Raw genomic sequence first — 7500 nt, 5'->3', positions numbered from 1 at the left:
AATTCTGGCCGGTGTGCTGGCGGATTTTGGCAGTGTTCGAGCGATGCTTCCTGCTGGTGGTATGGAAAACGCGAATCTCGATGCGCTGGCGCCGGTGCTTGAAAAGGTGCTGCCGCGCATCGCCGGTGAGTTGTCAGCGCTGAGCGAAGAGGATACCAACGCGATTATTTACCCCTGCCTTGCGGTGGTGGCGCGCCAGAACGGGAAAACATGGGCGCCAGTATTTAACAGTGGCGCGTTGATGTTCGATGATATCGACCTGTTTTCCATGCTGCAGATTGTGGCGCGGGTGGTCGCCGATTCGCTCGGAAATTTTTTGCCCGCACTCCCTACCAGCGAGACGCCGACGGTCCCGTCACAGGTCTGATCCTCAACAGCCTGCCTGACGGGCTGTCTTATCTCCTTGACCCGGTTGACGCCGGGTTAATCCCATATAACGCGCTGAAGGATGGATCTGTCGATCTGTGCGATATCGCGCTGATGAATGACCATCTGGCAGTTAAGGCAGACAACCAGCGCCGTATAGAGAAATGGAGAGAGGAATATGAACGCTGAGACGATTAAAGACTTTCTGATCTCCCTCGGTTTTGACATCGACGAAGCGGGAGCACAGAAGTTTGATTCTGTGCTGAAAGGCGTTACCGCGAACGTTCTGAAGGTCGGCGCGGTGGTGGAAGGCGCAGCGCTGAGCATTGTCGGATTTACCACCCAGATCGCGAATGGTCTGGATAAAATTTACTGGGCATCCCAACGGACGGGGGCCAGCGTCCAGGGCATCAAAGCGCTGGGCTATGCCGCATCGCAAACCGGTGCCAGCGCTGAGTCGGCCATGTCCTCCCTCGAAGGGCTGGCTGGCTTCATGCGTAGCAATCCGGGGGCGGAAGGGTTCCTGAACCGTCTTGGTGTCCAGACCCGCGATGCCAGCGGAAAAATGCGGGATATGTCCTCCATCTTTACGGGGGTAGGGCAGAAGCTCAGCAGTATGCCGTACTATCGCGCCAATCAGTATGCGCAAATGCTGGGGATTGATGAAAATACCCTGATGGCAATGCGCAGGGGTATCGGTCAATTCAGCGCTCAATACTCGGCAATGGCGAAAGCGATCGGCTTCAATGCTAACGAAGCCGCCGTTTCCTCTAATCGCTTTATGACATCGCTGCGCGCGTTCAGCGAAGCCGCCGGAATGGCGCGGGATAAGATCGGTGCCACCCTTGCCGGCGGTCTTGCCGGTAGCATGGATAACCTGCGGAAACAGCTGCTGGATAACTGGCCGCGTATCGAGGCTGTGCTGACGAAAGTCATTAAGGGCATTCTCTGGGCTGGCGATGCCATTACGCGCGTACTCTGGCGCGCTGGTGGCGCAGTCAGTGACATTATCGACTGGTTTAAACGGCTCGACCCGGCAACCCAGCAACTGATCACGTTGTTCGGTGCGCTGTTAGTCGCCTGGCGGCTGCTGAATTCCGCGTTTCTTGCGTCACCCATTGGCATTGTCATGATGCTGGCGGGTGCGCTTGTCCTTCTTTATGACGACTATAAAACGTGGAAAGAGGGCGGCGACAGCCTTATCGACTGGGAAAAATGGGCTCCCGGTGTCAACGAAGCGCTGAAAAACATCAAAGAGCTGCAGGACAGCATCAGCGGTCTGACAGATTCCCTGTTGAAGCTGCTCGGTATTGATCCGAAGTCGTGGTCCCTGAAATGGGATGTTCAGAACTTCATCACGCAGATGGGTGAATTCAGCAAGATGCTGAATCTGATCGCCGACCTGCTGAACGCCATAAACGAGGGGCGATGGAGCGACGCGGTCAGTATTGGCAAGCAACTACTCAATCAGGGCAGTGGTCAGCCTTCCGCAATGCCTGGTGTTACCGACAGCGCTAACAACACTGCAGAGTGGATCAAGGATAAAACCGGATGGGATCCGCGCTCAGTGGGCAGGACAGTACGTGGCTGGTTTGGCCTGGATGGCGATGAGTCAGCAACAAATGCCGAACCGGAGAAACGGGGCGAGCGGAATAACAATCCGGGTAACCTCAATTTCGCCGGACAGGCGGGAGCGACGCTCGAACGTCCGGGAGGCAGATTTGCCCGGTTTGAAACTGCTTTTGATGGTTTACGTGCGCTGTCACGGCAGCTAACGCTTTATGCTGGCCGGGGAATAAACAGCATCGAGAAAATCATCTCCACCTGGGCACCCGCCTCTGACAATAACAACACCGCGGCATACATTCAGGCAGTATCTGAACGGCTCGGCGTGGATCCGCAGGCAGCCCTGAATATGAGCGACCCGCAAACCATGTCCGCGCTGATGAGCAGCATTATCCATCACGAGAATGGAAGGAATATCTATTCCGGTGAGCTCATCAATAAAGCCGCCGTGGCAGGTATTGGTGGGACGCAGGTGAGTCAGAACAACAATTATTACATTTATGGCGGCGGGGATGCCCGCTCTGTTGGTACAGAGGTTGAGCAGCGTCAACTGTCTGCGAACGCCAAAGTGTTGCGCGGTAATCAGGTTAAGGTGAGCTAATGGATATTCTCTCAACACTGTTTCAGCAGCAGAGCCGAAAAATTGGCGTGATCATCCCCAGCGTTGTCGTTACCGAGAAACATAGCGACACGCTGGAGATAACCGAACATCCGGTTGAAGTTGGTGCCGCTGTTGCGGACCATGCGTACAAGCGGCCCTCAGAGGTGGTAATGGAAGTTGGTTTTGCTGGTGGTGGTTCTCTCCTGGACTTTGCCAGCAACCTGACGGCTACCGGCCTGCTCGGTCTGAGCCCGCAGGAAACGTATCAGGAGATACTTAACCTGCAGGACAGCCGCGTTCCGTTTGATGTGGTAACGGGTAAACGGCTGTATAACAACATGCTGATCCGCGCGCTGGAAGTGACCACGGATAAAACGACTGAAAATGTCCTGTCCGCCATCATCACCCTGCGGGAAGTCATTATTTCCCAGACACAACAGGTTACGGTGGCGGATAAAAAGGACATGAAAGACGGCGTGAGCACTTCCTCAGTGCAGAACACCGGCACGAAAACCACCAAACCGCCGAATACCTCCCTGCTGAAAAGCATCACCGGGGGCGCGGCTTCACTACTGGGGCTTGGCTAATGGCAATTCAGGAAATTCCGCTGACGGCGGATAACCAGGAATTCAGCATCAACATCGCCGGGGCCACGTACCGGATAAGCATCATCTGGCGGGATGTGTACTGGATTATGGATCTGCAGAACGACAGGGCAGAGCCTGTAATTTCCGGTATCCCGCTTGTCACGGGTGCTGACCTGCTTGCTCAGTACGCGCATATGAATCTGGGGTTTAAGCTGGTGGTGGTCTGCGACGACAGCACGCAGGACTACCCGACGAAAACTGATCTGGGTGGCCGCAGTCATTTACTGGTTTCAACGGAGTAATCATGTCACAGAACTGGATGCGGCATTTCGAGCTGCAGCTCGTTGACGACAGCGGGCAGGGCATACAGCTCAGCGATTTTAAAGTGACCTTCACGATCGACTGGTTCAACATCAGCAGCGCCTCCCGGGTAGGAACGTTCAAAATCTATAATCTGTCAGCTGATACCTCAAACCGGATCACCGGCGCAGAGTTTTCTCAGGTTCGGTTAATTGCCGGGTACGATGGTATCGCGCCGGATGTTTCAGCCAGCGAAGTCGGCAAAGCCCGGGAAGTAGACGCCTCGGAAGTCGGGCAGAGTGACGGGCGCAATTACGGGCTGATTTTCAGCGGAGAAATCCGCTATTCACTGACCGGGAAGGACAGCCCGATTGACTCCTACGTTCTGATACAGGCTGCTGATACGGATTTGGCCTTCGCCACCAGCATCACCTCGCAGACACTGGCCGCCGGTTACACGGTCGCCGACGTCAACCGCGCGCTGATGAAAGACTTCGGAGCTAAAGGGGCAACAGAAGGGCTGACGCCGGAAATGCCTGCAACGGTGTTTCCTCGTGGTCGTGTGCTGTTTGGTATGACCCGACACCTGATGGATAACGTTGCTTCACAGTGCGGAGCCACGTGGCAATTCGTGGATGGACAGCGGCAGATGGTGGCAAATAACGAGTACGTGCATGAAGCTATCGTGCTCAACAGCGCCACCGGGCTGATAGGTATGCCACAGCAAACCATCGGCAACGGCGTTAACGTTCGCGCGCTGATAAACCCGAACATCCGGGTTAACGGGCTCATTCATCTGGATCAGGCATCTGTATTCCGCACTGCGTTGTCGAACAACGATATCGCTATGGCTGGTGGGCAGATCACCGACCAGAATACGGACGGAAATATCACGCTAAGCGGCACCACGGCGCAGCCTGCCAGCATCGCAACGGATGGCGTTTATATTGTGCGCGGGATTATGTACACTGGCGATACAAGGGGCCAGGCGTGGTACATGGATATGATGTGCGAAGCGCGTGGTGCGGCGGATCTCCGTAGTCAGGGCGCAATGAACAGGTGGGGATAACGAGTGAATAGGCGTAACATTCTTTTGTTTCTGGGTTTATTTATTCCTCTGTCAGGAATCGCCGCACCGGGTAAGTATGAGAAAATGGCTGTTGATTTAATGGATCAGCAGAAATTTACCCAGTGGCAACATTATTCCTCGGCGGTTCCATTCTTCGCTATGAATGGACGCAGATTCGCTATGACCATTGATGACTTTGCCGACATCGTTAGCAACACCTTTCAAGAGTGTGAGGATTTGGATGCTTACACAAATCAGAAGGGTACGACTGATAGTTGTAAATCCTATGTTTTCAAGGGAATTAAAGAATGGGTTGCCCTTTCCAAAGATAGCTCTGTTAGCGATACCGCTTGGAAAATGGGGCAGAGATATGCTTTCAACAGCCGAAATCCGATAGCACACAAAAATGTTTGGGATTTTAATGGAATGGCTGGAGGGATCCGCGTTGCAAAATCTCAAGGGTACTAACAGCATGGACGCGCCGAGAATCATCGGATCTTTTCCGTGTAAAAAAGTGGCTGATTGAACAATATCCATTGCAGCACTGTTACGTAATATCTTCTTGCCTGACTCTCTCACGCATACCGGCATCGATACAGCGCGCCAGTTTGCTGCATACGACTGCCGAAAGGTGAAGTGATAGTCTAAATTATGACTAGTGAATAAAACAACAGGTTGTTGCCAGCGCTACCTGATGATAAATTCCTCTGCCACGGGGGATGATAAATGGCACTTGCACCTATTAACAAACTGAACGAGACACTCGAAATGCTCACATCGCGCATTGATGACGGATGTGATCTGGATGTGTTTACGTTTAATCGTGTGGTTTCAAGCGCAAGAAAAATCCCGGACGAACCATTAAAATTGATGTTGTTGGCTTTGGCACACGGGGCCGCAGGCAAACATGACGATGCAGTCAATTTTTTCAAACAAGCCGTTGTCTATCGCGATGAAATAATCGCAAGGAATTATCTGTCCTACTTAAGCCATACAGGGCAGTATGAATTGTATCGTGAAGAAGCTGTCAGGCTAGCTAAAGAGATAGTAAGTAAGACTCTTTCTATTAGAGCAAGAAATGCTACTTACGCGGATGGGGATAGCGAGTTATCTCTGTTCTTCGCGAGGAAAGCTCTTTCTATGGTTGGGGATGATCGTGAGAGAGCAATCATGGAACGGGAAGTCATGAACAGAACTCAGGCGTTAGACAGGTTTGTCGAAGTCACACGGCTAAGTACAGCAGAGATATCCACGCTTACGCGCGCTGTTGTTAACGTTGCAAAAAAACATGACGTTTTAGCTGTATCTCATGACTACTACACGGGGTCAGATGGCGATGCAGGCATTATTTGCGATATTTTTTGCGAGGATGCTGACCTGATTTCTGACATGGATATCGAGGTCGCAACCGAACTCGCCATGAATGAAATGTTCGCAGATAAAAATATTACTGCATGGTTCCGTGGACGTAATCGTCAGGAGATCAAAGAAACGTTATGAGTATTCAGGGAAAGGATTTTATTGATGCATCTCGCGTTTGTCTGGATGCTGGCTGTGAGGCGGGTTTGCGAAGCGCCATTTCAAGAGCTTATTACGCTTTATACCATGAAACTTGCGGTGCTTTGACCTGCTGTCCTCCAACTACTCATGATGGTGTTGTTCAGTATTTAACGTCTGATGCCAGACGAAAAAGTGAACCGTACGAATTTATGTCTCTTGTTCAGTTGGGCGCTGTGCTTAAACAGCAAAAAACCAAGCGAAAACGTGCTGACTATGCACTGGAAGAAACCATCTTGCACACTGAAGCAAGTTCTTCCGTGAGTACTGTTGATAAGATGTTAAAAAAAATAGCAGAGATGAAAGCCAAGGTGGCTTAATCAGTATTTCCTAAACAAACCCGCTTCGGCGGGTTTTTTGCTTTCTGGAGCCTACCAAATGGCATTATCTGACCAAACCCGCAGCGGCGACCTTGCTGAAACCCTCAAATCTGAGCGGGAAGCGACAAAGAACCAGATCCGCGTCGCCTTGCCTGGCATCGTTCAGTCATTCGATCCTGACGCAGTAACGGCGGTCGTACAGCCTGCTATCCGTTCAGTTGAAATTGATAATGACGGAAACCGCATTACTGATAATTACCCGTTGCTGGTGGATGTGCCGGTGGTATTTCCGCGCGGTGGCGGCGTTACGCTCACGTTCCCGGTTAAGGCTGGCGATGAATGTCTGGTGATTTTTGCTGATCGCTGCATCGATTTCTGGTGGCAGAGCGGCGGAGTACAGGAGCCGGTAGACGATCGGATGCATGACCTGTCAGATGCATTCTGTATTATCGGACCGCAGTCGCAGGCGAAAAAAATTGGCGGAATCAGTACCAGCGCAGCGCAGTTACGAAGTGACGACGGCAGCACCTATTTTGAAATTAACCCAGCCACGAAGAAAATTAAAATCGTGGCGCCGGGTGGGATGGACGTAGTCACGCCGCTGGCTACTTTCTCTGAGAAAGTCACCATCAACGGCTTATTAACCTGGATGGGCGGCATGGTTGGCTCTGTGGTTTCCGGCGTTGCCTCCAAAATCACCGGCGCTGTTGAATTTATCGGTAGCGTGAAAGCGAACGGCAAAGTCATTGATGATAGCCACACTCACGGGGGTGTAGAGCGCGGCGGAAGCAATACTGATGGGGTTAACTAATGCGATACAGACGTGAAGACGCCGATGGCGATTACACCTTCGGCAGCGGTGATGATACCTGGCTGATTAACTCGCCTGAAGCGGTAGCGCAGGCGGTGAAAACACGGTTCAAACTCTGGTATGGGCAGTGGTTTCTGGACACAACGGAAGGTACTCCGTGGATTCAGTCGGTGCTGGGTAAGCAGAAGCCGGAAACATACAACCTGGCGATCCGCAAACGCATTCTTGAAACGCGGGGCGTTAAATCAATCCTCTCTTTCGATACGACGGTGAACACCACGACGCGCCACGTCACTTTCGCCGCTGAGATCGACACCATTTTT

General features: G+C 52.2%; 11 protein-coding genes. All 11 read left to right on the top strand.

Annotated elements, in window-relative coordinates; translation table 11 throughout:
- On the top strand, nt 1–367 hold a 367-nt coding region (locus tag GTGU_RS26075; RefSeq protein WP_038155828.1), incomplete at its 5' end, for a phage tail assembly chaperone.
- The gene (locus tag GTGU_RS26565; RefSeq protein ID WP_425427414.1) at nt 367–555 is read left to right on the top strand and encodes a DUF6889 family protein; all 189 of its coding nucleotides are present in this window, start codon (nt 367–369) and stop codon (nt 553–555) included. The genes GTGU_RS26075 and GTGU_RS26565, both read left to right, overlap by 1 nt.
- On the top strand, nt 545–2533 hold the full coding sequence (locus tag GTGU_RS08680; RefSeq protein WP_038155826.1) for a lytic transglycosylase: 1989 nt from the start codon (nt 545–547) through the stop codon (nt 2531–2533). Before GTGU_RS26565 ends, GTGU_RS08680 begins: the two co-directional genes overlap by 11 nt.
- A complete protein-coding gene (locus GTGU_RS08675; protein ID WP_038155824.1) occupies nt 2533–3120 on the top strand; it encodes a phage baseplate protein in 588 nt (195 codons plus the stop codon). The genes GTGU_RS08680 and GTGU_RS08675 overlap by 1 nt, the downstream gene beginning before the upstream one ends.
- The gene (locus GTGU_RS08670) at nt 3120–3422 is read left to right on the top strand and encodes a phage baseplate plug family protein (protein WP_038155821.1); all 303 of its coding nucleotides are present in this window, start codon (nt 3120–3122) and stop codon (nt 3420–3422) included. Before GTGU_RS08675 ends, GTGU_RS08670 begins: the two co-directional genes overlap by 1 nt.
- A gap of 2 nt (nt 3423–3424) precedes the next feature.
- Nucleotides 3425–4489, top strand: coding sequence for a hypothetical protein (locus GTGU_RS08665; protein WP_038155818.1), 1065 nt, complete (start codon nt 3425–3427; stop codon nt 4487–4489).
- Nucleotides 4490–4492: 3 nt separating this feature from the next.
- Nucleotides 4493–4957, top strand: a complete 465-nt coding sequence (locus tag GTGU_RS08660) for a hypothetical protein (protein WP_156964102.1) — start codon at nt 4493–4495, stop codon at nt 4955–4957.
- A gap of 258 nt (nt 4958–5215) precedes the next feature.
- Nucleotides 5216–5989, top strand: a complete 774-nt coding sequence (locus GTGU_RS08655; protein WP_038155813.1) for a hypothetical protein — start codon at nt 5216–5218, stop codon at nt 5987–5989.
- Nucleotides 5986–6366, top strand: coding sequence for a hypothetical protein (locus GTGU_RS08650; RefSeq protein ID WP_038155811.1), 381 nt, complete (start codon nt 5986–5988; stop codon nt 6364–6366). Before GTGU_RS08655 ends, GTGU_RS08650 begins: the two co-directional genes overlap by 4 nt.
- A 58-nt stretch (nt 6367–6424) precedes the next feature.
- Nucleotides 6425–7177, top strand: a complete 753-nt coding sequence (locus GTGU_RS08645; protein WP_038155809.1) for a Gp138 family membrane-puncturing spike protein — start codon at nt 6425–6427, stop codon at nt 7175–7177.
- The coding region (locus tag GTGU_RS08640) for a contractile injection system sheath initiator (protein WP_038155807.1) at nt 7177–7500 on the top strand (324 nt) is incomplete at its 3' end. The genes GTGU_RS08645 and GTGU_RS08640, both read left to right, overlap by 1 nt.

This window comes from Trabulsiella guamensis ATCC 49490, assembly GCF_000734965.1.
Classification (GTDB): domain Bacteria; phylum Pseudomonadota; class Gammaproteobacteria; order Enterobacterales; family Enterobacteriaceae; genus Trabulsiella; species Trabulsiella guamensis.
This window is presented reverse-complemented; position numbering and strand designations above follow the sequence as displayed.